Source organism: Bradyrhizobium sp. USDA 372 (assembly GCF_053629095.1).
Window position 1 is genome coordinate 774,237 of the sequence record NZ_JBRJHR010000001.1, and the last position, 21,559, is coordinate 795,795.

Genomic DNA, 21,559 nt, shown 5'->3' on the forward strand with positions numbered 1-21,559 from the left:
CGTATCGCGCGCCCCACCTCCGCCCGGACGCGACCACCTCGTTGATTTAAATATTTAAATATATTTAATTCCGGAAAATAAATGCCTTATTATTTGAGGTTGGAGAGCGGGACCGCGGTCAATCTCAGTCAGGTGCTCCGCGGTGTCGGTATGCCATCACCGTTCCGCGCTTGTTAGGAACGCGACCTCGGGAGCTTGCATTGTCGGCTTGATCTTCAATCGTTCATGAGGTCGACAATGCATCTTCTCATCAGAATGGCGGCGATTGCGACATTCCCTGCTTGGATCGGATTGAACGCGAACGGCGCTGCGGCACAGGATTTCAAGGACCGATGGTCCATCATTCCGAGCGCGCAGGCAGAGCCGGCGCCTGCTGGAGTCGAACAGACGAAGAAGGATCAGATTGAGGCGCCACCTCCAACCGCACAAGAGCCATCGGCTGATCGCTCGGGCATGCGATCGTTCAATCGAGTCTTTTCGGGAAAGGCCTCCTATTATTCGTATTCCAAAGGCAAGACAGCGAGCGGTTCGTCATTCAATCGGAATCACCTCACGGCAGCGCATCGCAGCCTGCCATTCGGCACCAAGGTCCGCGTGACCCATGGAGAAAGCAGCGTCATCGTCACCATCAATGACAGAGGCCCGTTCATTCGTGGCCGCGTCCTCGATCTCTCGCTCGCTGCCGCGCGCAGCTTGGGGATTACGAATCGCGGCGTAGCTCAGGTTCGTGCCGAGGTGTTGTAGCGGATGACATTTGAAGGGCGGTGACATTAAATAACCCGACGCGCTTGTGGATATAACCCTTCCAGTACTCGCCGCCTTCATCGGCGTCAGCGCGATAAAAGGCGTCGCGCACAATACCGTGCTGGCGTGATGGCCACGGAGATGATGCGGACGCTGGTGGACGAGACGACGCGGGTATTTGAGGTAGGTGGCCCTTACAGATAGAACGATGTGGTGACTGGAAAACATTCCGGCGAGGCTTGCGCGACCGATTGCCGGAGGTCCCTATCATTCCGAGGGCACGATCTGCTCCAAAGGTCAAAAATGATAGTTCACGCCGACTCGGGCGACGTGGAAATCCGCCCGGCCGAAATTTGCGGTGTATCTGGACAGGTTCGGACCGATGCCCGTTGCGAGTGCGTTGACTGCCACCGACGATTTGCCGAGGTCAACGTAGAGATATTCGGCCTTGAAGCTCCAACGAGGCGCAAAGCGCCATTCGCCGCCTCCACCGACCGTCCAGCCAGTCTGAATGCGGGAATCGGTCCCCGTGAAGCAAGTCGATCCGATCGTACAGTTGAATGAAGTGCCGGCGACGGAGATATCGAAAGCGCCACCCGGTCCGTTCGCGATGTAGTCGTCAAATGTCGCTACTCGACCAAAAGCAAAGCCGCCGGTGCCATACAAAAGAACGCTAGGCGTGACCAGCGCCCCCAGACGCCCACGAATGCTCCCCCACCAGTCAATCTTTTGCTCAGCCGAGATGGTCTGTGCGAAAGCTGGGGGTAGAAGCGGCGTTGTTTCACGACCGCCGCCGCGCAAGCTGGATGCGCTCAAGTCACCTTCTACGCCGACCAGCCATTTGCCATCGAGTTGCCAATTGTAGCCCGCTTGCAGCCCTCCCGTTACACCACTCATCGAAAAATCGTGAGGGCTGGGAGCAACCTGCCCCGCAAACGGAGGCAAAAGCGGGACTCCAGGATTGAAGATGAAAGCGGAGGCCGCGTCACTCGTGAAATTCACCGACCGGTCTGCCCATGCGCCGCCAACGTTGCCGCCAGCGTAAAATCCCGTCCAGCTTGGGTTGGAGTCAGCCGGGCGCGCCTTCGTCAAAAGTGCAGGGCTTTGGTCAGCAGCTTCCGCCCCCGACGCGACGCTCGCCAAGACTGCTATAGCAGCCAGTCCTCTTCTCACGGGACGCCCCCTCCGCGATTCCAAAGTGCCCGAAATTCATAAATCATGTTGACGCTGGACGCTGTGACGCGAGGGCAACACCTGCGGGACGTTGCAGAATCAACCGCAAACGGCCGGCCCGCGGTAAACCGACGGCCGGAAAGGAATTCGATTCTTGAGGAATTTGGTCGGAGCGAGAGGATTTGAACCTCCGACCCCTAGTCTCCCAGACTTTTTCTTGACAGTTTGTGAAACAAACAGAAACGAAGTATATGCTGAATTTTCAGTGCATTGGCGTCCACGAGGTCCTCGGCGTTTCATGAGGTTTCGTCGCATTTAGTGCTGGGCACTACTCTGTTTCGTCGCAATTAGGGCTGAGCCCTACGAGGCTAATCTGGCGTGTCAGAAGCCCGCCCCACCCAAGCCAGGGCTAGCTAGGGCGTCATAAATCTAGCGGGGTGATGTCCGCTAAGCCCCAACAGCGGCGCGAGACCAGACATTCTGGGACCGCCGCTTTGGGCCAGCGGCGGAATAGGACGCCGAGTACGGTGCCGGTACCAGATTTCAGTTGGGTCTCTGAGGTGTCGCCACTGCAGGCGAAGCTCCAATCGACGGAGTCAGATATTTCTTGAAAAACTCGAGATATTTTTTGCGGCTGTCAACGGTCGCCTCGCGACTGTACTCTAATATGTGGCCCGAATATTTTAGAGGCGCGGAACGTGGTTGATCAAAGCTATGGTGTGCGTTGGGATACGAAATGACCTGTAATTCTGCGCCTGTGTCGATGCCGGAGTGTCTGGCTTTAATGCAGTCGGTGGGCGGCGTCCAAGTGTCCTTTTCCCCGACAAAAATAATGGTTGGGGAGAGAAAGGTGACACCAACTCCCAACAACCGTTCGCATCCCGGGTAATATGCTGCGACTGCGCGAAATCGTCCCTTCGATCCTCCCACTCGTGCACTGAGGATCGCAGCGCTCGCTCCGTCACTTTGTCCCAATAGGAAAATATTATCCTTGTCGATTTTCGCGAGACCCTGCAAGACAGTCATCGCGTTAGATGCGTCGCTTATTCTTACAAAGCCCAGCGGTTGAGAACCGCACGCCTTGTTATTCCCCAAATTGCGGGGACCATAGCTATCTAGGATAAGCGTAGCGAACCCGCTAGCCAATAACTCTCTGGAGTGAGCTTGAAGTGAGGCGAGCGGCGCCGGCGCCAATCCGCTGCACGGGTGTAACATGATGACGACTGGAAACGGTCCGTTTCCTTTTGGAAACGTGAGCTCGCCACCAATGGTAGCTGTAAAATTACTTGGAAGTACCTCACTCCGAAAGGAAAGTACTTCAGCGACTGCCATGTCAATAAAAAGAAAATAGGCCAGCATCAGAGTTAGGCCGCGCATCGCTGAAAATCCCTGCCAAAAAGGTGCCGACAGAACCGCCGACAATTGTCGTTCTAAACGTTCACTCGCCGAGGCGAGCCCCCAAGCGTTCTCGGCAACATCGTTCATCATGTTGATGTCGCTATAGCGGAGCGTCTTCATCTCGCAGATCAGGCGAAATGTTTCCATCGAGCAGTAGTGATAATAAATCTGCCCGGCGAGATTTTTATGTTGCAGGAAATGCCTAAACGGGCGCGATTGAACTTTTTCTTCAGTGCCTGAGTTTGCGTCTACCGTCATTTAGGCACTCCGGACCGCTTCACTCGGCGCTTCAGAAATTCTTCCGGTTCAACACCCAACGTCGCAGCCAATTTTCCGATTACCTTGAGGCTTACATAGAACGAGCCCTTCTCGATCTGGCTCAAATAGCTTCGACTGATCTTAGCGTCATAGGCGAGGTCATCCTGCGAGAACCCCTTCTCGGCTCGTATACGGCGCAAGTTGCTGGCGAAAGTGTCCCGCAAATCCATGCGGGCAAGGATGGCTATTGTTCAGTATATAGCACCTCGATATATTGAACAAAACGAAGAGAGGAGATTTCCGTGTCGGCCAGCGCCGCAAACGAGCTTGATCAAGAACCGCGCCCCAACGCGGAGGCCCCTCGCCGCATGCTGAGCGTCGAACAGGTGTTGGAAATCCTGCCGCTAAGTCGGACGACGCTGTTCAGAATGGAACGGGACGGAGTGTTTCCGCCCAGTCATAGTATCAGCGCCGGCAAGCGCGCTTGGTATGCGGATGAAGTATTGGCTTGGCACAAGGCTCTGCCGCTCAACAATCGGATAAGCCGACGCTCTGCTGCGTCGGTGCGTGTCAAGCGCAAAACCTAGCGATTTTAGACCCCTAGTCCGTCAGACTAGCGCTCTAGACGACTAAGGCCCTTGATTTTACAGGTGAATATTGATCGGCAAGAAGACCGAGCACTACCCCAGCCCTAACTGGGCACTAAGGGAACCACGTTTCAACGGTTAGACCGGAATGATCAAACTATTGATCTTTTTTGGTGTTTTTGGTCGGAGCGAGAGGATTTGAACCTCCGACCCCTAGTCTCCCAGACTAGTGCGCTAACCGGGCTGCGCCACGCTCCGAATGCCTAACGGCTTTGATCCCATAGGGAAAATCGTTGCCGAGCGCAAGCCCGTCTGAGCCCCTTTTGGGAACATAAGGGACACGAAACGCAGGTTTCTGACCCAAAAGTCCCGGAAAAGTCCCGGACCATGTTCTTCCCTCGTTCCCTGCCCGCCGCGTACGGCGGGTTTTTCTTTTCGTGCGCCGCTCGGCCGGGCGTCCCCGGCCATTTTCAACAGGAACAATGACTAGAACAGAAGTCGAGGCGGCGATTTACGCCAGCCTTAGAAGAACCGCGCGTTGGCGCCAATCCGTAGCCAAGCGCTTTCCTACCGACCCCCGGAACATCGCCGCAGCCGAGCGCCTAGGCGAGCTATCCCGCAACGTGGCGCTCACGCCCGACCAAATCACGGCACTCGCCCCTCACCTGGACGATGTAGAGCGCTGGAACGAAGCCCTGTCCGATACAAGCCGGTGTGTTGGCATGCGGCCCGGCTTCGACAGCTTCGATGCTTATGCGGGGCAACTGATTGAGGCGCTGCAATGAGTTGGGACGCCATCGTCAACGCCCAACTGGCCCGTGATCCGTTGCCGATCATCGATCCACGCGATTGGCAAGACAAGCCGGTGCCACCGCGCAAATGGATTGTGCAAGACCTGATCCCGGACGGCGTTGTTACAAACCTGTCTGGGGACGGCGGAACGGGCAAGACGCTAACGGCCATCCAGTTGATGACTGCGATGTCGCTTGGTCTTTCGTGGTTCGGAAAGCCGGTGCAGCAAGGACCGGCACTCTTGTACACGGCTGAAGATGATGCGGAAGAACTCCACCGTCGCTTTGCCGCTGTAACGGCTTCTAGCGGCCACCGGTTAGCCGATCTAGCCGGGGTGCAGATCATTCCAATGGCAGGCTTGGACGCTACGTTGGCTACTGGAAACGATCTGGGCGGCATATCGATGTCATCGCAATTTGCGAAGCTTTCAAAGATCGTCGCAGATACCAGGCCACGCTTGGTCGCAATCGACCCGGCCGCTGACGTTTACGCGGGGGACGAAATCAAGCGCGTCCAAGTGCGCCAGTTCGTTCAGAAGCTCGCCAAGCTGGCTCTCGATAACGAATGCGCTGTGCTGTTGCTAAGCCACCCGTCCCTTTCGGGCATGATGACAGGTCGAGGTACCAGCGGCTCCACGGCATGGTCCAACAGCGTGCGGTCTCGTTTGTATTTGCAAGCCGATGCTGATGATCCTGACCGCCGTCTATTGAAGGTCATGAAAGCCAACTACGGCGCAGTCGGTGAAGAGATTGCTTTGCGCTGGAACAATGGCGCCTTCGTGCTTGATCAGGGCGGCGACGGAGCCGGTGCAAGCATGGCGCAACGGGCGGCTGATGACGTGTTCCTTGCGACCTTCATCAAGCTGACAGCGCAAGGCCATCGGCTGAGTCCCAAGCCGTGTGCCACATATGCGCCGAAGATGGTTGCTGAGCACCGAGACGCGAAGGGCTACACCAAGCCCAAGATGAAAGACGCTATGCAGCGGCTTTTGGATGCCGGTGTTTTGCGTATTGAGACGCACGGGCCGCCTTCGAGGCGGTATGACGTGTTGGCGTCCGTGTCCAACTGAGAAACCATTCTCGGGCGGCTATCCCAGCCGCCCCTTCACTCCGATCTAGCACTTGCCTGAACATAACTTCGCCAATTGTTCGTCCGCCGATTTCTCGAGTACACCGGGAGACAGTTTGAGTATCTGCACGACGCCTTCGGCACCGAGCCTCTGCAAAAATCCGAGCCATATAAGAGAGCGCCAGACCTGAGGCGAGTTGAAGTCGGGTGACGCTACCTGCTTGAAAATGAGACGATCCTGAACGGGAAGCACGATCAACGAATTTTCGGTGAACGGTCCCCATCTCATTTCTGAAAATTTTGGGGACTCTAAAGTCGAATATCGCACTTCATACCCAGAAGGAAACCCAAAGTTGCCAGCGGCTGGCATTCTCTCAGACGGAAACAATTCGCTTGGAAGCTGTCGTGCCGAGTCAAAGATCGCTTGAACACGACCTACTTCATCTTGCGTGCTTGCTATCTCCGCACTCCGAAGTGATGAACACAGCTCGGCGTCTATTCGACAACTTTGCTTTTTCGCTTCACACACCGCTTTCATTTGAGCTTTCTGAGCTTCGCAGGCAGCCTTCTGCGCATCGTACAATGCATTTTGGGATGCCTTCGTAGCTTCACAGACAGGATCGTTCCACTGAACTATAAGGTTGCGATTCCTGCACTCACGCGTATCAACTTTGGCCGAACATTCCAGTGTTTGACTGCAATCGCGCGTACACGCGCTTGCCAATGGGCACTCGCGAAACTTTCCTACTTTAATTTCGTCTGGAACCTGTGCGAGCGCTGCCGATGCTGAGCCTAACGCAGAAATAATAGCGAAGACGATAAATCGATTCACGGCTGCTTCTTCTCCGTCGTCCTTGAACCCTTGATGCACTCCAATTGCCGAGCGCGCGCGTCTTGCAATTCCTTCTCTGCCCGGTCTTGCCGAGACTCGAGCCTCTTTCTCTCACTAGAGACTCTTGCGTACATTTTTTGATCCTCTGGCGTGTACTTCGTCTTCTTAAGACGATCTTCGAGAGTTGACGCTTCCACCATCGACTCATCCAACTGATATTTGATCAGCGCAAGCTCCAGAGGCAGTGACTGAATGGATATGTTCGTTGACAGAATGCATTCGATGCGCGTGACCTGTTCCTGGGTAGCAAAATAGGCAACCACCCAAATTACAGCGCCAACCAAGGTCGTGATCGCACTGCCGGTCAAAACTGCGATCTCCTTCCAGTGAGACCTGAGGTACGCCCAAGCTGCCAAAACTGCCCGGTCATCGCTGGTGAAGCCTTCTGCGATTCCGGCTTCCGCCGGTTTGACTACTAACGGTTTGGCTTCCGGCGGTTTGGCTTCAGGCGCCTTGGCTTGTGGCGCTGTTTCGCCGTTCGACTTGTTCTCTGTCCCTGCCATCGCGGACCACGCTCCCTCACCCACTACCGGAAGACTATGACAACTGGAGCGGGAATTTCAATATGACCGCCGCCATATGGCCGTGCTTCGCACCCTCTCCTTCGCACTGCTTCGAACCCTTGGCACCCTTGTGCTTCGCACCCCCCTATATACCCCCGGCCGGTGCGAAACCCGGCCCCGGTCCGAAGACGGGGCCGGTTTAGCCCCGCGCCGCCAGCGGTGTGCTCAAGATCGTGACGGTTGGGCCGCCGTCAAAGCAACGGTCGGTTTTGGCCTTGGCACTGAACCCATCGGAACGGACGCCCGGCTCCCCGATTTGAGTTTTCGGAATTACCACAATTCACTTGCGCCGTCGGGCAAAACAGTGGTTCATAGGGTGCTGGTGAATGGAGCCAGCTTATGCAGAACGACCCTGAACCTTCGGAACTGGCCAAGATTGCGAAGCTCAACGGAGATTTCAAACGGAACTACGGCACACTGCTCGGCGCATTCCTCTATCTGCGATCAATCAGCGCCGCGCGTGGCCGCTCTTGGTTTTGGGCCGGCTTATTTTCGATCGCGTGCTCGGCGGCGCTGGCATGGCTCGGGAAGCACGGCCATTCTTGGTTATCCTCCGGGTGATAGCCCGAACAAGCGCGTCGGCCGTTTTGAAGCAGGCTACTTTGCGCCGCTCACGCGCCGCGTCCGAGAACCTAATCGTTCGCTTCACTTTACCGTCGGTTGGCAGCAAAACGTAATCTAACACGCCCCGGTTATGCTCGGAAAGTCTGATGGCGGCGATCCATCCAGCGGGAACATGCGCATCACATTGAACCGTCCAATGTGGCGAATGTGAATCCAATCTACCTGGCGTCCAGCGCGCCGCTCGGACTGATACGCAGGTGCTGCCGTTCACACGCAACGAATCTGTCCATCCGCCCGTACTCGTTCGGCACCCGGCTTTTCTTAAGGCAGCGCGAATGCGCGATGCCAGCCCTGTCTTCTGTTCAGACCAAAGAGGACGCGATTCTAAGAACTCATAGTTCCGCTTCGGGGAGAAGCCGAGCAACCGATAAAGATTTCTCATGCTGCCGAAATGCGTTTGGCAGGTCGCAACACAGGGCAAGCCCGGTGTGCGATCGATTATACTGATGCTCAAGCGGCCTTCCTTGACCAAAGTCCGTCGCAATCGGACAAGCATCTCTTCTTCCGAGAGATCGACGCGGCGCTCTTCGATGATTTTATTAGCTTGCGTGAAGACCTCCCGATCAACAATCGGTTCGAGGCATCCTTCCGCACGAATCCACTGGTCGGGCGGATTGTATGTTCGTGTCTGACGTAGCTTCCATGATCGCCGATTGAAAACTAGATTCCCGATGTAACTTTCGTCTCTGAGAATGGCCCCAACCATCACCCGCGTCCACGGCTTGCCCGTGCGGGTCGGCACCCGCTTCTTGTTCAATTCCCACGCAACGACGGTCTCAGATTTTGTCTCTACGAAACGAGAGAAGATCCATCGGACTGTGGCTACCTCATGCGGTTCACCCGGCCGAACCCGAATATGGTCGGTGGTGAGGTATTTGCGTTCACCATCTCTAAGAATGCCCTTTGACTGTTCTTTCTCGTCCACAAGCTCGCGTACCAAGCCATAGCCCACTTTGCCACAAGCTTTGTAGCCCAAGCGAGCAAATCGGCACTGGCCAGCATAGACCTTTGCCGAAAGTTCGCGACTGTACTCGGCAGCCATAACTCTCTTGATGTTCTTGACGATGCTTGCGAGCATGCTGCCGTCATTATCGAACTGCTCAGCGCAATACGCCACTTTGATGCCGCTACGCTTGCAGACGAATTCGTAATGGGCACTTTCGTCTGCATCTTGGAAGCGTCCCCATCTGCTTACGTCATAAACTAGGATTTGGCCGAAATCCGCTTCTCCCCTCTGTACGTCCTCTAGTAATTGAATAAGGCCCGCACGGTTCTTTAGGAGAAGGCCACTTTCGCCTTCGTCTCGATAGGTTCGGACGATTGTTAGGTGGTGCGCATGGGCGTAGGCGGCGATCACAGCGGCTTGGTTTTGGATCGAATATTGCTGCCGCTCAGTTGACATACGCACGTACTGGGCGGCTCGGCGCATCATTTGAGCCGTCGGAATGGTGGACCTTCGAACGATGAGTTCGTTACTCATGCCCAAGCCTATCAAGGACCCAACCCAACGCAATAGCAAAGGCCCCTTTCGAGCCGTTAGCAAGCGAGTCACGCAGCAATACTGTTTCATGAATGTTTTTGGGGCTTGTGACCTCAGCACACCATTTAGAAAGCCCGAACGTTTCACATCAGGTAAGTACCCTCTCCTGCTCTTGCAGCGCTCCCGCCTCTCGGCACCAACGCTCAACATCTTCCAAGCCGCCGCTGTCCAACACGCGATTGCCTCCGATCAAAGCGAACGTAGCTTTCAACTCGCGTGCTTCTGCGGGCTTAAGCTTGCAGATGCGCTGATAGAGCTTGACCTTGCGCGCGAAGCGGCGGCGCGCAGCCGAAAGCCCAAGAGCATGCTCCTTGTTCGCCTCTTGAGCTATCTTGGTGATGGGATGGCCGGCGCACGAAATGCCATCACCACAAGCCACGCACGTTGCAAGATTGCTCAACAAATACTCTGCGCTTTCCAGCACCGAAACGCTTTCTTCCTTCTCGCGCGCGAATAGATACCACCCCTAGAGTTCCATATAAGAAGAGGGTGTATAGGGGGGTTTCTTTTAATACTATAAGACTCCATCATCATCCTGACTCTATTGAACAAATCCTAAAAGCAAGTCATTTGCTTTTAGGGTCTAAAACTGCATTTAGGGTGTCGCGTTTCGCCCGACTAAAAGCAAAACGCGAGCTAAAAGAAACACGGCTTGCAATTAGCTGGAGGCTCATCAGAGTTGGCCGTCCATTGCACAGTGTCAGTTTCAACGGTGCAGCATCGCGGTTCACGCCTCTAAAGCTTCACTAGGCTTCGGCCACTGAAGCGTAGAAACGCGAGATAGTGGGGGCCACTATGGAAAAATGTACCGTCTTATGGTAGACAATAATTAGACCCGAAAGGTGTGCCCGGTGGCCGTCGAGCGCCAAGCGCGAGATAGTGGGGGCCACCATAGAAAAACGTACAAAATTTTGCTAAGACTTAGATAGTGGCGCGAAATGTGTCACGGACCCGCCGCGAGGCGGGTTTTTGATTCTCGGCGAAGCCTCTAGTCTCAGACCATTCGCCCGTTCAATACCCGGCCCCTCAGCCGGGTTTTATTTTTACAACGCTTTGCGACGGACGCTCGCCGCTCGGAGCACACTCACTTACGAAAGGATTACGCCGTGGCAACGGCAAAAGAACTTATGGAAGGTACAGCGCTGGTAACTGGCCTCCCGCCCGCACATGTTCAATCGGCTAAGCGCCGCTTGATCGAAGCCGGGATTTGGGAGTCGAGCACCGGTTCGCACGTACCAGAAATGAATACTTACTCGCTCGTTATGCTCTTGCTCGCATTGCTTGCCGACGTTCCCGGCAAGGACATGGCAAGCACGGCTTGCTCATATTACGGCATGATCAACGACGAAGGTGACACTCTCGGCGAAGCACTCACACGTTTTATCGACAGCTTCAAGAACCGCAGCATCGTTGCAACGGTTGCATATAAGTCTCGTCTCGAAGTCGATTGCGGTCATCCGCGAGCTTGCCTGTCCATCGAAACAAAGGATGGACAGCTAGAATTGCTCTTTGGCCGTCAGACAAAACAGTGGGCAGACGAGAGGGTTCGTCGGTCAATGACCATCAGCGGCAAATGCTTGTTCGACCTCGCATGTGGCCTGCACTTCAATCAATGGCCAGAGCGTGTTTGATTTCATCACCAAGCTTTTCAGGAAGTCATATAGCTTAGCCCATCCATTCCCGATCCATCAGAACACAACGTCGGGACTCGCCGTCGATCCTCATTCGGCTATGAGGGTACCAGCCGTGAATGCGGCGGTGCGCGTGATCGCGGAAAGCGTTGCGTCATTACCTGTTAACATCTTGAAGCTAGACGGCGACAGCAAGACGCCTGCTCGGGACCATCCAGTGTTTCGGTTAGTGCGTTACCAGCCAAACGACTGGCAGTCGTCTTTCGACCTACGACTCCAGCTTCAGCTTGACACGTTGTTGACGGGAAACGGCTATGCCTTCGTCAATCGCATTGACGGAACCCCGCGCGAGTTGATCCGAGTCCCCCCGGCCACAGTCACTGTCGAATACGACGCGGACACAGGCGAACCGTTCTACACTGTGAGGGATGCCGGAGGCCGCACGCGCACCATCCGTCACCGCGATATGATCCACATCAAGGCTGTGAGCGTTGACGGGATCAGCGGTACGGCTCCTATCCAGCATGCGCGCGAAGCAATTGGCTTGGCATTGGCAATGGAGCAACACGCATCATCGCTTATGGGTAAAGGCGCTCGACCCGGTGGAATCCTGAAGATCAAGAACCGACTTGATGACAAGTCGATGGAACGCTTCAAGCAAAACTGGCAGAATTTCATCGGCGGAAGTGCCAACTCGGGACGCACAGCGGTTCTCGACTTCGATGCCGACTTTCAACCGCTGACGTTTTCCAGCGTCGATCTGCAATTCATCGAACTTCGCAAGTTCCAGATCGAAGAAATCAGCCGCGCGTTCCGTGTGCCACCGCACCTTCTCTCCGAGCTAGGGCGGGCGACGTGGGGCAATTCAGTCGAAATGAACCGTTCGTTCTTGGACTCCACCCTCATGCCTTGGTTACTCCAGTGGCAGGGAGTCCTGAACCGAACACTGTTCACACCGGAGGAGCGCCTGACTCATTCGGTTGAATTCGATACGAGCGCTCTTACCCGCGCCAACCTCCAAGCCCGCACCGAAGCCTATTCGGCCGCCGTTGGCGGACCTTGGATGACACCGAACGAAGCACGCGCACTAGAAAACCGCGCGCCCATCGAGGGCGGCGACAAGCTTGTTGCTGCCAACGACAACAACCTAAGAGAAAGGAATCGCGCCGCATGAATACAGGCGCATTATTCGAATTCGATACCAAGTCATTGAGCGACGACGGCACCTTCTCCGGCTACGCCAGTAGATTCGGTGTGACTGACCTGGGGCGCGACGTTGTGATGCCGGGCGCTTTCACAAAGACCCTTCAACAGTCTGCGAAAGTCAAGATGCTTTTGCAGCACGAACAGTCACAGCCAATCGGTGTCTGGAAGTCGCTTGCTGAAGACCAAATCGGCCTGAAGGTAACCGGCCAACTTGTGCTAGATACATCGCTTGGACGCGATACTTATGCATTGCTGCGAGCAGGCGCTCTAGACGGCTTATCAATTGGTTACGTTTCCAAGAAGGACTCATTCGACCGCACAAAGAACGTGCGGCGGCTCGAAGAAATTGATTTGTTCGAAATTTCTATCGTCACTTTTCCGATGCTCCCTTCCGCGACAGTAGATCGCGTGAAGGCGCAATCTGAACTTGCTCGGCTTGTTGAAGCCATCAACGCCGCAAACGCGGCAATTCACTAAGGACAATTACTTTGATTACCACTGCACTCCGCCTTGAGAAGGCGGATCACGATTTTGCACGCGTTGAAACAGCCCTTTCGCACCTGACTGAAACGGTCAACACTAAGACGGCTGCTAACGACAATCGCATTGACGCGCTCGAACTAAAGCTCAACAGGCAAGGGCTTGTTGCTGCAAATGACAACAACCCGAACTCACCGGAACGGAAAACATTCGACGCCTTCCTTCGGCGAGGCGAAGAGGCAAAAGCGCTTCGCGTTGCCGATGACACGGCTGGCGGCTACTTCGTGCCCGACTACTATAACGCTGAGCTTGACCGCAATGTGGTCTTGTTCTCCCCTATCCGTTCAGTCGCGCGAGTTGTGCAAACGAGCAGCCCCGCTGTTCTTTGGCCTAATCGCCAAGCCGGTATGACAGCGCAATGGGTTGGCGAGACTGCCACAAGGCCAAGCACGAATGTCACGTTCGGCGAACGCCGCTATCAAGTGTTTGAGCTAAGCGCCTATGTCGATGTTAGCAATCAGATGCTTGAAGATGCCGCGCTTGATATTGGTGCCTTGCTCAACTTTGAATTCGCGGAAGAGTTCGGCCGGGCCGAGTCAGCCGCGTTCGTGAACGGGTCGAGCGTCACTGCACCTTCCGGCTTCATGCAAGACACGACCGTGCAGTACACGCCGAGCGGTTCGGCCTCTTCGATCACCGCCGACAGTTTGATTGACCTCTATCATGCCGTGAAGTCGCCCTATCGCAGCAATGCCGTGTGGGGCATGAACTCGAACACCATGGCCGCCGTTCGCAAGCTCAAGGATACAACGAACAACTACCTCATGGCCGTTGCGGGCATTGCAAACGCGCCCGTTACAACGATCCTTGGCCGCCCTGTGATCGAAATGCCGGATTTGCCGGATATTGGCCTGAACACCAATCCCATCGTGTTCGGCGACTTCAGCAATGGTTATCGTATCTTCGACCGCGTTAGCCTTTCGATCTTGCGCGATCCCTACAGCCAAGCCGCTACAGGTATGACTCGTTTCTACGGTCGGCGCCGCGTCGGTGGCGGCATCGGCAGGGCCGAAGCCCTTCGCAAGCTGAAGGTCTCGATTAGCTAACTAACAACGGCCAGCCGGTGGCGCACCTTGTGCCATCGGCCTTACAAACTTTTCAGAAACACCCCAAAACCGGCACCCAGGCGAATTTGTACGCCGGATTCCCCGGTTCAAATTGAAATTTGGAACACCGATGACAGCAACTGCAACCGCCGAATATCGGCCGCCTACCCATCTTCGTACCGATACGGCCGCGTGGTTCAACGCGGTCGTCCAGGAATTCGAGCTTGATCAACATCACTTCCGCCTTCTTGTGAAAGCTTGCGAGGCTTGGGACCGCTCGGAAGAGGCTCGCGAGGCTATCGCCAAATACGGCATGACATTCGAAGACCGGTTCGGCGCCCCGCATGCACGGCCGGAAGTTGGCATTGAGCGCGACAGCCGCTTGGCGTTTGCCCGGTTGGTTCGAGAACTCGGCCTCGATGTAGCGCCACCCGTCGAATCCCGCCCTCCCGCTTTGAAGGCTAACCGCTAATGCCGGTCCGCAGACGCAACATGAAACGCCGCCCTGCCCTTGAAGCCACAGAAGCGGCTTGGCTGGAAGGAGACCGTGACAATGCAGGCTTCGTTCCCTTTCTGCATGACGAAACGCTTATTGCCCTTTGGGAAGCTTATGGCGACCACGTAAACATGCATTGGCATCCCGGAATGTACGCCCCGGAGCCGAAATGACTTCGCCTTACGCCAGCGCCGGACGGCGGCTAATCGATTGCGGCTATTCGGCCATTCCAGTCGCGCCATTAACCAAGCGCCCCGGTGCGTTCTCAATGAACGAATGGCGCGGAATGACTGAATGGCAACGCTTTTGTGACCGGCTTCCGACTGACATTGAAACCGGCATTTGGGACAAGTGGCCTGATGCCGGGGTTTGCATTGCAATTGACCATAAGCTGAAGGTGGTCGATATCGACACTAACGATCACGCCTTGATGGGCGCGGTGCTGTCTGCGATCCCCTTCAGCGATGTGATCAAGCGTGGCGCGAAGGGCTTCAGCGCCTTCTATCGCGGAAGCTCTTCCATCGTCTCTCAGCCTTTCAGCGTCGGCAAAGAGCGGGTGATCGATCTGCTTTGTTACGGCCGCCAGACGGTGCTTCCGCCGACAATCCACCCGACCACGCTGATGCCGTATGCCTGGAATGGCAGTGACACCCTTGAGAATACGCCTATGGATCAATTGCCAGAGCTACCAGACGACATGGCTTTAAGGCTTGAAGCGGCGTTGGAGCCTTTTGGCTACAAGCCGCTTGAAGCTCATCAGGCGGGCGAAGGTGACACGATCTGGCGTGAGCTTAACGACACCGCATTGCGCAACCTCGATAAATGGGTGCCCGCGCTCGGCCTGCCGGGTACGCGCCGTTGCGGTAGAGGGTACAGAGCAGTTGCGGCTTGGCGTGGCGTCGAGAACGCGAACCTGTCGTTTCATCCCGATGGGATTCGTGATTGGGGCGCGGGCGAGGCACACACTCCTATCAATCTCGTCATGAGGGCGCTTGACCTCGATCTACCGTTGGCAACGACATGGCTTTCAGGTCGATTCACGCCAGAAATATGCGGATTGACTCGATAAGAGCGTCTAGCCTTGTCGCATTCTGAGGATGGATTTGACCCCGCCGATTGAATACCCCCTCTTTCAACACTTCGTTAGTCTCTGAGCCAGAGTCAGTCCGCTTGTGCTTATCTCTAATGTCATCCTTGAAGAGGATGTATGAGCGTGCACTATCCGGTTTAGTGGCAAACTCAGCGAGAGCCGCTGTGTATTCTTCGTTCTTGTCTCCGTCAAAGAGAGCAGCACATTTTATTCCCATTTCTACGCAGAGCCGCATCCAAGGGACTATTGCGCTTGCTCCGCCACATCCGTACCCCATGAATGGAAGCGGCTTTGCATTGAGCGCATCCAAGTAATTTTCGAGGTAATGCACGTCGTCAGCCCCCTCGACCAATATCGCCTTATCCGCAAAGAATAATTCTTTGCAAACTGCATCATAAAACTTTCTACTTGTGATGTTGGCGTGAGCTTTCACAGCGTTGAAAGAAGTCGCGCTGGGGGAAGATACAGTCGATCTTCCGGTTTGGTTCACGTAAACGCGACATAAGCGGGATACTGAAGAAATCTCTTTCCAGCCGACGAAGTGCGGCGAGTGTGTAACTACGACTATCTGCCGATCGTCGCTGTAAGACAGCAAAACTTGATACAGATTTCTTTGCAGTTGAGGATGTAGAGATAGTTCTGGCTCATCAACAATGAGGCAATCGCCTGCTCGACTTGTTGACAACGCGAAGATGATTCTTAGGAGGTTCGTGATTCCATCACCGGTATCAGAAAGTACGTGAGGTGTTTTCGACGGCCCCTCATATAGCATCACGTTTCGCCCACCGACATTATCTGTCATGAAGTTAGCGGAAGATGGGTCAACCTCCTGAAGCTCGGCTAAGAATAGCTCCTTGTCTGATGGATCGTTGAAGTGTCTTGCGATAGCAGACGCCAATTGAGTGTCGAAGTAGCTTTGGTTTCCCCGACGATTGAGCAGGTCTCCATACTCATATTGAGAAGGCATGATTCCATTGATCTGGTAGTCGGGCGCAAAAGGTCTCCGAGATGGGACAAACCTGAGGCTATTGTGTAAGCCTTGATAGTTGCCCATCTTTCTGAAGAGAGCGCCATCTGCGTTGCGATCTATGGTCACCACAGCTACTTCGCCGTTGGAATACGCCCAGAGCCACTTCGATGAGAGGCTTTTCGACGTGGCGGCTCTCTCGACCGATGGTTAGATGTTCGTCAGGAGCGAGCAACTGCGCAGCTAGGGAAATGACAGTTGACTTGCCGCTGTTATTTGCGCCGACAATGACGTTGTAGCCGCTTCCCTTCGTGCCGTTGGCTTCGGAAAAAGTTAGTGTCTGGGGCTCATGAAAAGATTTGATGTGGCCGATAGTTATTGATCGGAGCATGAAATGCCTGTTGATTCCCGCATTGTCCTACTTTGCGTCGCCGATGCATTGAGCCGAGAGCCGGAATATTCCAACCGGCTTGTTCGATTGGTCGAAGACCGGCGTCACAGGCAGCACCATAAGCCGCTCAAAAGCCGCTTTGCATTGCGCTTCGGTCTCGAACTTTAAGGTCGTGGTAGTCGAATGAGCACCGCCGCTAACGGTGTTGATCAGCATCGTGTAAAGCACCAACGTCCACATAAATCAGCCTTTAGGCCGCGTCAGTTGGCGGCCTTTCACTTGACCAGCTAGAGCGCGGCCGCGATTTGGCGGAAGACGCCCTTCTTCTCGTTGAACCCATCAGCCCAGTCCCGAACCCATTCAGCGCGCTTGAAACGCTTGTCCAATTCAAGCAATTCTTCAAGCAACTGTTTTCGCGTCTGAGCCGAATAGATGTACTTGTTTTTTACAGGGGCGTCGTTGTAGCCGCGTAGCCAGCTAGCATTCTCATACAGGGCGCCGACGCAATGCTCAAACGCAGCGAATAGGACCGGCACCAAATCATTGGGCCTGAAATTTCTCTCTTTATAAACTTGCACAAGCGGTTCGTAGTCCAAACCTTCGAAGATTGCGCTCATGCTGGGAGTTTTGCGGAGATTGGCAATTCTTTCATGCACGTTGTCGCCAAGCGACCGGAAAAGGGCGAAGCCGACAAATTCCACGAACAGAGTGAGCATTCCGCGAAGCATCTTTCCCTTTTGATAACCGGGATCAGCATCCAACTCACGATCCTGCTCGTCTCGGCTTTTTCGTCCGATGTCCAAATTCGCAATAGCGCGTTCGCGATTCACTTTACGGGTCGGCGCCAATTGATCTGCCACTTCACGAAGAAGCGTCGCCAAAATCAACGCGGCTGGGTCCGGCGATTTTTCCTTCGCTTCCGTATAGACCTGTGACTCTCGCGTTAATTTGAAGTCATAATCAAAACCGTGCTTCGCAGTTCGCCTGAGAAAGCTGAGCGAATACAAGTGATCTTCGGCGAAGATCGATCTCTTGTCGTTGATCGCTTCAGTGGAGAAGCCGATAAAGGCGAGCCAATTCTGCGCCACATCCGCGTTGTCCAACTTCTTATAGCCGTTTGCTCGGCTCTTAAAGAAGTCGGCCCTCTTTCCGCCCAAGGACTTCCAACCACGCGCATCACTAGCGAATGCGCTCCAAGCTCCTTCTTTACGTTCGTAAAACCAGCCAAGCTCAGCAAACAGCGTCTCGAAAGCCCGTTGTTCGGGATCATTAGACTTAAGATTCCTGGGCTTCATAGGATTCTGATTATTCGTCGCCTTAATCAGGTCCTCAATGTGGCGCACGGAGTCGGGTTGATGAAGACGACAGAGAACTAAACAATTTTCCTGAAAGTCAATCTGGTCCTCATGCTTCAGTTTCCTGAAAGCGTCGTGCATTGACTTTACAGTCTGCAAGCCATTAACCACCCCAGGCCGTCGTAATTCGAATGCCGTTGGACGATCCTTAGAACCACGCGGCGAGTAACCGTCGCAGATAACTGTGATGCCATTATTCAGGTGCCTGAAGTCTCGCCGACCAGCGCGCGTCGAAACGGTATCTTTGATGGCCTTGTTGACTTTGGACGCCTTTATTTCCGAGCGGACGTTCGGTTCGAAAATCTGATAACCAAGCATGTCAAAGGCTTCGACGAAATCGTAGGCTTTCGCGTAGAAGATCGCAGTCTTTGCGTCTTTGATCACGTCTCCCACTGCATGAAGGATCACTTTGTCTCTTTTGACACCAGTCCGATCCTTCCAATCGTCATTGCGCTGACTCCAAAGCTCCTCAAGTAGATCGTCGATGAAAACCGGTATGACAGATATCTGAAGATCAACGCCCGCATACTGCACCGTCGTCTGCGACAACATTTCAAATTCGGTATTGGCTTGCGGAGTAAATTTCTCACCCATCACTAGGAGCATAACCGATACAGGAAACGGAAGAGTTGCTTGATCATCCCCCTGGGCGATCTTCTTGAGTGACTGTCGCGATATCTCATTCCTGAGCGCAGTAAGTGCGCGTGAAACCTGTTTGTTGCAATCCTTCGGAACGTTGTCGAGATTACTCAACACTTCCTTGATCTGCCGAACGTCATTCAAGTAACTGGGACCGATTTGCACGCCCAGGTCTATACCGTTGACATAGCTTACAGACTTGGATTGAAAAATCGTACAGCTATCCGTTGAAATATCTAAAAAGTCGAACCCGTAATCCTTGGGGCCGTCTGTCAAGTACCCGTTTTCCAAATCGTAGCCGAGATTCCTGACACCAACGCTGAGGAATGCCGCTTCAGGGCTTAATTGCTCTTCGTCCTGTTCGCGCTGTAACTGGCGCTCCAAGACTTTCACAAAGTTAGTCCTTTGTGACGTTGGTATCTTCTGCTCCGGCAAGGCGTCCACGGCAATTCCCCCAATGTCCTAACAACCACAAGTTAGCCGGAAGGGTTATTCGCCCGCAAGGCCGATGGGGTGCTTGGTACCAGTCTTAGACTTAAGCCTTATGCAACGGACCCCGACGGCCTTCTGCCCTTCGCCGGAATCAACTCGACGCCTGCCTCTTCGGGCGCGCGTCCGATAGCCCTTAGGTTCGCGGGCATCGTCTCTCCGCCGCTCATTCTTGATGATTGCTAAGCCGAGCGTTGCCGCTGCGGGGCCGTCCTAGCGATGAGCCGATCTGGTGCGCAATGTCAGCTTCACGCCGCAATACTTCACGTCGTTCACGAATACCACACCAGCGTGCTCTAGCGCCTGAATTATAGCCGCCCGCACCACAGGTATTGGTGACGTACCTGTTTCGAAACGCTTGATTGTTGGCAGGCTTACACTCGCTGCGATGGCAAGCTCAGCTTGCGTCCAGCCCAATAGTGCGCGGGCAGCCTTTACTTGGGGCACCGAAACTTCAGCCATAGTGGGTGACCATAGCCCAAATCCGCCATTCGCCAATCCGAACTTTTAGTATCTTATGAGTCTTTATGGTTGACGAGCGCTTTTAGCTCGCACACACTTCAAAGAAGGAAACGGATGGAAATACCTATTGCAGCGAACGACAACGAACGATTGCTGTCGTTGGATGAGGCGGCACAACGGCTTGGGATATGCCGCCGCACACTAGAACGCCACCTCTCAGAAGGAGCCGTGCCCTACATTGTGGTGGGGCTGGGACGCCAGCGCTTGAAGCGCAAGATCGCAGCCCGTGACCTTGCAGAATTTCAGAACACACAGCGGAGATTTGATTGTCCGTCTACAAACCTGCAAAAAGTCCGTACTACGCATTCGACTTCCAAATCCGTGGTGTTCGGTTCACCGGCTCTACAGGCTGCACTAGCAAACGAGACGCGGAGAATTTCGAGAAGCGGCGGAGGGACGAAGCTCGGATAGAAGTGAAGGCGCTGATTGCCAGAGAAACCGCCCCGCTGACCTTCGCAACTGCGGCCGCGAAATACTATATTCAGGTAGGCCAGCACCTTAGAGGCGACGGCGCGAGCAACTGTAAATGGTCCATAGAATGGCTTGAGCGCGAAATCGGCAGCAACACTCTATTGTCAGCGATCGATGACGATTTGGTAGCTCGTCTAGTTGGCATTCGGCGCGGTGAAGGCGTGAAGCCCGCAACCGTCAACCGGAGCATGATCGAGCCGCTTCGCAAGATTTTGAACCGGGCGCGCGATACTTGGTCGCAGAAGATAGCCAGGATTGATTGGAAACGACATCTCCTCAAGGAGCCGAAAGAACGCGTCCGCGAAATGACGCAGGCCGAAGAGATGGCACTCTTCCACCGCCTCCGACCCGATTATCACCCGGTGGTTCGCTTCGCGATGCTATCGGGATGCAGGCTATGCGAGATAGTTCCGGGGAAAGAATTTCCGGGAATTCGGTGGAAAGATGTCGATTGGGCGGAACGGCAAATTACGGTGCTTGGCAAAGGCCGTGTGATCGGTACCATTCCGATTTCCTCAGGCATCCGCGAATTGCTCTTCCCGCTTCAAGGGCAACACGACGAATTCGTGTTCACCTACATTGCTCAGAAGCGCTCATCCGACAGGGTACGCGGAAATCGGTATCCGACCACGCGCGAAGGGCTAAAGACGGAGTGGAGAAGGGCTAAGCTCGACGCAAAGCTTCTCGACTACCGCTTTCACGATAATCGCCATACGGCCGCTACAGGCATCCTGCGGGCGACTGGAAATCTGAAAGCCGTTCAGAAGCTACTGAGGCATGCCGACATTGCCACAACAGCGAAGTACGCTCACGCCATGATCGACGATGTTCGGGATGCTATGGAAGCCGCCGAGTCCCGGAATAACTCCCGGAATTCGAACACAGGCACCGCTAACCCATTGGAAGAAAATACGAAAACGGGTTAGCGCCAACGTCTCCCAGACTAGTGCGCTAACCGGGCTGCGCCACGCTCCGAATGTCGTTCCATTAGCTAGGATCGCCGCTTTGCGCAAGGCGAGGCCGCAGCATTTTGGTGTATCCGCCCAAGCGGGCCGGAACTGCCCCGGAAAGCCGGCC

The 21,559-nt window shown here is 54.7% G+C and carries 24 protein-coding genes, 1 tRNA gene and 1 pseudogene; 13 read left to right on the plus strand and 13 right to left on the minus strand.

The window, feature by feature from the left end:
* The first annotated feature begins 237 nt into the window (after nt 1-237).
* Nucleotides 238-744, plus strand: a complete 507-nt coding sequence (locus AB7M16_RS03690) for a septal ring lytic transglycosylase RlpA family protein (protein ID WP_246570722.1) — start codon at nt 238-240, stop codon at nt 742-744.
* A 297-nt stretch (nt 745-1,041) separates the two neighbouring features.
* Here AB7M16_RS03690 and AB7M16_RS03695 read toward each other — a convergent pair whose 3' ends face one another.
* The 3 genes from AB7M16_RS03695 to AB7M16_RS03705 form a co-directional block, all read right to left on the minus strand.
* Nucleotides 1,042-1,917 (minus strand): outer membrane protein, encoded by an 876-nt coding sequence (locus tag AB7M16_RS03695; RefSeq protein WP_257187438.1) that lies wholly within the window; start codon nt 1,915-1,917, stop codon nt 1,042-1,044.
* 543 nt (nt 1,918-2,460) lie between these two features.
* Nucleotides 2,461-3,573 (minus strand): dienelactone hydrolase family protein, encoded by a 1,113-nt coding sequence (locus AB7M16_RS03700; protein WP_453943158.1) that lies wholly within the window; start codon nt 3,571-3,573, stop codon nt 2,461-2,463.
* Nucleotides 3,570-3,803: a helix-turn-helix domain-containing protein gene (locus AB7M16_RS03705; protein WP_453943159.1), complete on the minus strand. Its 234-nt coding sequence runs from the start codon at nt 3,801-3,803 to the stop codon at nt 3,570-3,572. The genes AB7M16_RS03700 and AB7M16_RS03705 overlap by 4 nt, the downstream gene beginning before the upstream one ends.
* Before the next feature lie 72 nt (nt 3,804-3,875).
* Between AB7M16_RS03705 and AB7M16_RS03710 the strand changes: the two genes are divergently transcribed.
* Nucleotides 3,876-4,160, plus strand: coding sequence for a helix-turn-helix transcriptional regulator (locus AB7M16_RS03710; RefSeq protein WP_453943160.1), 285 nt, complete (start codon nt 3,876-3,878; stop codon nt 4,158-4,160).
* 180 nt (nt 4,161-4,340) lie between these two features.
* On the opposite strand, the gene AB7M16_RS03715 is transcribed toward AB7M16_RS03710, so the two are convergent.
* Nucleotides 4,341-4,418: transfer RNA gene (locus AB7M16_RS03715), tRNA-Pro, on the minus strand.
* Nucleotides 4,419-4,642: 224 nt separating this feature from the next.
* On the opposite strand from AB7M16_RS03715, the gene AB7M16_RS03720 reads away from it, so the two are divergent.
* Both AB7M16_RS03720 and AB7M16_RS03725 read left to right on the plus strand, forming a co-directional pair.
* A complete protein-coding gene (locus AB7M16_RS03720; protein ID WP_453943161.1) occupies nt 4,643-4,945 on the plus strand; it encodes a hypothetical protein in 303 nt (100 codons plus the stop codon).
* The gene (locus AB7M16_RS03725; protein ID WP_453943162.1) at nt 4,942-6,021 is read left to right on the plus strand and encodes an AAA family ATPase; all 1,080 of its coding nucleotides are present in this window, start codon (nt 4,942-4,944) and stop codon (nt 6,019-6,021) included. Before AB7M16_RS03720 ends, AB7M16_RS03725 begins: the two co-directional genes overlap by 4 nt.
* 45 nt (nt 6,022-6,066) lie before the next feature.
* Here the strand turns inward: AB7M16_RS03725 and AB7M16_RS03730 are convergent, their stop codons facing one another.
* The 4 genes from AB7M16_RS03730 to AB7M16_RS03745 all read right to left on the minus strand — a co-directional run bounded on the left by AB7M16_RS03730 (nt 6,067) and on the right by AB7M16_RS03745 (nt 10,063).
* Nucleotides 6,067-6,852: a hypothetical protein gene (locus tag AB7M16_RS03730; protein ID WP_453943163.1), complete on the minus strand. Its 786-nt coding sequence runs from the start codon at nt 6,850-6,852 to the stop codon at nt 6,067-6,069.
* On the minus strand, nt 6,849-7,415 hold the full coding sequence (locus AB7M16_RS03735) for a hypothetical protein (protein WP_453943164.1): 567 nt from the start codon (nt 7,413-7,415) through the stop codon (nt 6,849-6,851). The genes AB7M16_RS03730 and AB7M16_RS03735 overlap by 4 nt, the downstream gene beginning before the upstream one ends.
* Nucleotides 7,416-7,923: 508 nt before the next feature.
* A complete protein-coding gene (locus AB7M16_RS03740) occupies nt 7,924-9,579 on the minus strand; it encodes a recombinase family protein (RefSeq protein WP_453943165.1) in 1,656 nt (551 codons plus the stop codon).
* Between the two features lie 148 nt (nt 9,580-9,727).
* A complete protein-coding gene (locus AB7M16_RS03745; protein ID WP_453943166.1) occupies nt 9,728-10,063 on the minus strand; it encodes a hypothetical protein in 336 nt (111 codons plus the stop codon).
* 682 nt (nt 10,064-10,745) lie between these two features.
* On the opposite strand from AB7M16_RS03745, the gene AB7M16_RS03750 reads away from it, so the two are divergent.
* The 7 genes from AB7M16_RS03750 to AB7M16_RS03780 all read left to right on the plus strand — a co-directional run bounded on the left by AB7M16_RS03750 (nt 10,746) and on the right by AB7M16_RS03780 (nt 15,627).
* On the plus strand, nt 10,746-11,270 hold the full coding sequence (locus AB7M16_RS03750) for a hypothetical protein (protein ID WP_453943167.1): 525 nt from the start codon (nt 10,746-10,748) through the stop codon (nt 11,268-11,270).
* Entirely contained in the window at nt 11,263-12,444 is a 1,182-nt protein-coding gene (locus AB7M16_RS03755; protein WP_453943168.1) for a phage portal protein, read from the plus strand. The genes AB7M16_RS03750 and AB7M16_RS03755 overlap by 8 nt, the downstream gene beginning before the upstream one ends.
* On the plus strand, nt 12,441-12,953 hold the full coding sequence (locus tag AB7M16_RS03760) for an HK97 family phage prohead protease (RefSeq protein ID WP_453943169.1): 513 nt from the start codon (nt 12,441-12,443) through the stop codon (nt 12,951-12,953). Before AB7M16_RS03755 ends, AB7M16_RS03760 begins: the two co-directional genes overlap by 4 nt.
* Before the next feature lie 11 nt (nt 12,954-12,964).
* Nucleotides 12,965-14,062, plus strand: coding sequence for a phage major capsid protein (locus AB7M16_RS03765; protein WP_453943170.1), 1,098 nt, complete (start codon nt 12,965-12,967; stop codon nt 14,060-14,062).
* Between the two features lie 130 nt (nt 14,063-14,192).
* Nucleotides 14,193-14,534: a P27 family phage terminase small subunit gene (locus AB7M16_RS03770; RefSeq protein WP_453943171.1), complete on the plus strand. Its 342-nt coding sequence runs from the start codon at nt 14,193-14,195 to the stop codon at nt 14,532-14,534.
* A gap of 20 nt (nt 14,535-14,554) precedes the next feature.
* Nucleotides 14,555-14,731, plus strand: coding sequence for a hypothetical protein (locus AB7M16_RS03775; protein WP_453943172.1), 177 nt, complete (start codon nt 14,555-14,557; stop codon nt 14,729-14,731).
* Entirely contained in the window at nt 14,728-15,627 is a 900-nt protein-coding gene (locus tag AB7M16_RS03780) for a bifunctional DNA primase/polymerase (protein WP_453943173.1), read from the plus strand. The genes AB7M16_RS03775 and AB7M16_RS03780 overlap by 4 nt, the downstream gene beginning before the upstream one ends.
* Here AB7M16_RS03780 and AB7M16_RS03785 read toward each other — a convergent pair.
* The 5 genes from AB7M16_RS03785 to AB7M16_RS03805 all read right to left on the minus strand — a co-directional run bounded on the left by AB7M16_RS03785 (nt 15,596) and on the right by AB7M16_RS03805 (nt 19,951).
* Complete coding sequence (locus AB7M16_RS03785; RefSeq protein ID WP_453943174.1) at nt 15,596-16,744, minus strand: ATP-dependent nuclease; 1,149 nt, start codon at nt 16,742-16,744, stop codon at nt 15,596-15,598. The two genes, AB7M16_RS03780 and AB7M16_RS03785, sit on opposite strands and share 32 nt — an antisense overlap.
* Nucleotides 16,674-17,006 carry an AAA family ATPase gene (locus AB7M16_RS03790; protein WP_453943175.1) on the minus strand — a complete coding sequence of 111 codons (333 nt, stop codon included), beginning with the start codon at nt 17,004-17,006 and terminating at the stop codon, nt 16,674-16,676. The genes AB7M16_RS03785 and AB7M16_RS03790 overlap by 71 nt, the downstream gene beginning before the upstream one ends.
* Nucleotides 17,007-17,033: 27 nt before the next feature.
* Complete coding sequence (locus AB7M16_RS03795; protein WP_453943176.1) at nt 17,034-17,222, minus strand: hypothetical protein; 189 nt, start codon at nt 17,220-17,222, stop codon at nt 17,034-17,036.
* A 71-nt stretch (nt 17,223-17,293) separates the two neighbouring features.
* The gene (locus AB7M16_RS03800; RefSeq protein WP_453943177.1) at nt 17,294-19,444 is read right to left on the minus strand and encodes an AIPR family protein; all 2,151 of its coding nucleotides are present in this window, start codon (nt 19,442-19,444) and stop codon (nt 17,294-17,296) included.
* Between the two features lie 258 nt (nt 19,445-19,702).
* A complete protein-coding gene (locus AB7M16_RS03805) occupies nt 19,703-19,951 on the minus strand; it encodes a helix-turn-helix domain-containing protein (RefSeq protein WP_453943178.1) in 249 nt (82 codons plus the stop codon).
* A gap of 114 nt (nt 19,952-20,065) precedes the next feature.
* Between AB7M16_RS03805 and AB7M16_RS03810 the strand changes: the two are divergent.
* Together AB7M16_RS03810 and AB7M16_RS03815 are read left to right on the plus strand one after the other, a co-directional pair.
* Nucleotides 20,066-20,254: pseudogene (locus AB7M16_RS03810) on the plus strand (helix-turn-helix domain-containing protein); the annotation flags it as partial.
* A 23-nt stretch (nt 20,255-20,277) separates the two neighbouring features.
* Nucleotides 20,278-21,408 (plus strand): tyrosine-type recombinase/integrase, encoded by a 1,131-nt coding sequence (locus AB7M16_RS03815; RefSeq protein ID WP_453943179.1) that lies wholly within the window; start codon nt 20,278-20,280, stop codon nt 21,406-21,408.
* The last annotated feature ends 151 nt before the right edge of the window (nt 21,409-21,559 follow it).

What these genes read in the sequence shown, in the direction of transcription:
- AB7M16_RS03780 (WP_453943173.1), top strand. Translation starts at nt 14,728, where the DNA reads ATGACTTCGCCTTACGCCAGCGCCGGACGGCGGCTAATCGATTGCGGC.
- AB7M16_RS03740 (WP_453943165.1), bottom strand. Translation starts at nt 9,579, where the DNA reads ATGAGTAACGAACTCATCGTTCGAAGGTCCACCATTCCGACGGCTCAA.
- AB7M16_RS03805 (WP_453943178.1), bottom strand. Translation starts at nt 19,951, where the DNA reads ATGGCTGAAGTTTCGGTGCCCCAAGTAAAGGCTGCCCGCGCACTATTG.
- AB7M16_RS03700 (WP_453943158.1), bottom strand. Translation starts at nt 3,573, where the DNA reads ATGACGGTAGACGCAAACTCAGGCACTGAAGAAAAAGTTCAATCGCGC.
- AB7M16_RS03690 (WP_246570722.1), top strand. Translation starts at nt 238, where the DNA reads ATGCATCTTCTCATCAGAATGGCGGCGATTGCGACATTCCCTGCTTGG.
- AB7M16_RS03770 (WP_453943171.1), top strand. Translation starts at nt 14,193, where the DNA reads ATGACAGCAACTGCAACCGCCGAATATCGGCCGCCTACCCATCTTCGT.
- AB7M16_RS03705 (WP_453943159.1), bottom strand. Translation starts at nt 3,803, where the DNA reads ATGGATTTGCGGGACACTTTCGCCAGCAACTTGCGCCGTATACGAGCC.
- AB7M16_RS03725 (WP_453943162.1), top strand. Translation starts at nt 4,942, where the DNA reads ATGAGTTGGGACGCCATCGTCAACGCCCAACTGGCCCGTGATCCGTTG.
- AB7M16_RS03790 (WP_453943175.1), bottom strand. Translation starts at nt 17,006, where the DNA reads ATGCTCCGATCAATAACTATCGGCCACATCAAATCTTTTCATGAGCCC.
- AB7M16_RS03720 (WP_453943161.1), top strand. Translation starts at nt 4,643, where the DNA reads ATGACTAGAACAGAAGTCGAGGCGGCGATTTACGCCAGCCTTAGAAGA.
- AB7M16_RS03760 (WP_453943169.1), top strand. Translation starts at nt 12,441, where the DNA reads ATGAATACAGGCGCATTATTCGAATTCGATACCAAGTCATTGAGCGAC.
- AB7M16_RS03795 (WP_453943176.1), bottom strand. Translation starts at nt 17,222, where the DNA reads ATGCTGATCAACACCGTTAGCGGCGGTGCTCATTCGACTACCACGACC.
- AB7M16_RS03775 (WP_453943172.1), top strand. Translation starts at nt 14,555, where the DNA reads ATGAAACGCCGCCCTGCCCTTGAAGCCACAGAAGCGGCTTGGCTGGAA.
- AB7M16_RS03735 (WP_453943164.1), bottom strand. Translation starts at nt 7,415, where the DNA reads ATGGCAGGGACAGAGAACAAGTCGAACGGCGAAACAGCGCCACAAGCC.